Origin of the sequence: Citrobacter sp. Igbk 14, assembly GCF_028069825.1 — a bacterium.
Taxonomy (GTDB): Bacteria; Pseudomonadota; Gammaproteobacteria; order Enterobacterales; family Enterobacteriaceae; genus Citrobacter.
In genome coordinates this window covers 1-1,210 of the sequence record NZ_JANEWM010000139.1, presented here as the reverse complement: position 1 = coordinate 1,210, position 1,210 = coordinate 1, and the positions used below count along the sequence as shown (strand labels likewise).

1 protein-coding gene is annotated in these 1,210 nt (G+C 37.1%); it reads left to right on the top strand.

Annotation, left to right across the window (positions count from 1 at the left end):
* Nucleotides 1-398: 398 nt before the first annotated feature.
* On the top strand, nucleotides 399-1,157 hold the full coding sequence (locus tag NNN64_RS22785) for an outer membrane protein OmpK (RefSeq protein WP_271442878.1): 759 nt from the start codon (nucleotides 399-401) through the stop codon (nucleotides 1,155-1,157).
* Nucleotides 1,158-1,210: the final 53 nt, after the last annotated feature.

Here is a 1,210-nt window from a genome sequence, read left to right as displayed (position 1 = left end):
AGACTTATCTATATAATGCAGCGAAGAAAAGTTTATTAGAAATGAATACGCCAACAAGTGATGAAGATCCCAAATGTTATGGGATACATTTCCCTTTACCCTTCTAATGTCAGTATATGTTGTTTTCTCATCGCTAACCTATTAATCTCCAAGGAATAATACTTAACAGATAAAAAAAATAAAATACCGAATAAAAAATCCATGTTAATGTTGTAACACTGAACACTTTCAAAAAACATCAAGTTGCCATTTAAAAAACAACACTAATTGACACCTGGCACCGTTAACACTCAATCACTGACATTTTTGCGACATCTATCACTCACGAATAAACCCCCAATCAATAGACTCTCATTTTTTCCGCACATTATTAGTATCTTTACCTCATGGAGTTGAGCATGAATAAAATATATATTAAGAGTCTACTTGCTGCATGCGTTATCTTATCCACCTTCAATAGCCATTCTGCTGAACTAAAACGCGTCTATGGAAAGATTAGCCTCGGCTACGGTGATTGGAATAAAGGATTTGTAAACGTCGATCGAGGTGAAGTATGGAAAGCTGTTGCTGATTTCGGCGCTGTTTTTGATAGAGGTGAATTCGCCTCATTTTACGAAATGAATGTACTCAACCATCCAGTAGAAGGACGTAACCATACGACTCAATTTCTTGGACATTATCGTCCGATAGAAGGGTCTGATTTTACGTTAATGACTAAACTTTATATGTCGATGGAAAACAAATTTGGTGATGAGTTGAACATGATGTATGGGGTAGGCTACCTGGGTCTGGTAGAGAAATCATGGTTTATCAAACCTTATGTCGCGATACATAATTTATCCAGCGACTATAACTCTGCAAAATACGGTCAGGCTAATGGATTTAACGGCTATGTCCTTGGCTGGGTTGCTGCATATAATTTCGAAATGCTTAATGAGAAATTTGCCATTTCAAACTGGAATGAAGTTGAAATGGATCGTAATGATGCTTATGCAGAGCAGCAAGGTGGGAAAACGGGTCTAAATGGTGCCGTTACGTTTACCTGGAAATTTATGCCCCGCTGGACAGCCTCTGTATCCTATCGTTACTTCAATAATAAATTAGGGTATCAGGATTATGGTGACCGTATGAATTACCTGGTGGGTTTTGAATTCTAATTCATCAGCAGAAAAGTAAACTCTATAGTTAGCAATTAATCTTAGATATGTGT

Excerpts from the sequence above, each read along its gene's own strand:
- NNN64_RS22785 (WP_271442878.1), top strand. The coding sequence starts at position 399 with ATGAATAAAATATATATTAAGAGTCTACTTGCTGCATGCGTTATCTTA.